At 33.4% G+C, this 554-nt stretch carries 1 pseudogene; it reads right to left on the bottom strand.

The window, feature by feature from the left end:
* Positions 1 to 144 precede the first annotated feature (144 nt).
* Positions 145 to 554: pseudogene (locus tag RI01_RS03220) on the bottom strand (hypothetical protein); the annotation flags it as partial.

Genomic DNA, 554 nt, shown 5'->3' with positions numbered 1-554 from the left:
TTGATGATTTCTTCAGGAGTTAGTTGTTGCATTTCCGTTGTTTGGTTAGTTTCTTTTAATTCCTCACCAATTAGTGGTGGTGTGTTGTGATGTAGTTGTTCTTATTGTAATAAGGTAGATTCAGTTGTTGATTCAACTGAACCATTAACAGGGATTGTTAAGGTTACCAGTTTCACTTTCTTCTTGAGTTGTTTTTTCTTGATTTGTTTCTTCTTGATTTGTTTCTGCTTGAATTGGATTAACTATAGTTGGTAATTCATTGTTGGGTTGTTGTTGAATAAATGGTGCTTGTAAGATTGGTGGTTGGGGATTTTTAATTCTATGGGTTAATTGTTGTGGTGGATTAGGAGTTTTATTTTCTTCGTGATAAAATTGGTAAGGTTCGTAAGCAGTTGAAGCTAAAGAAACCAAAAATAAAGCTTTACTACCAATTCTTAACGCTTTACCGCCTAAATTAGCCAATTTAGAAGGAGCAGTTTTTTTAATGGCTTTTGTGGTGCCTTTTTTGATGGTTTTTTTCTTCCCGCTTTTTAACCAATTACCAATTTTACCAA

It is taken from the genome of Italian clover phyllody phytoplasma str. MA1, assembly GCF_000300695.1.
GTDB lineage: Bacteria > Bacillota_I > Bacilli_A > Acholeplasmatales > Acholeplasmataceae > Phytoplasma.
This window is presented reverse-complemented; position numbering and strand designations above follow the sequence as displayed.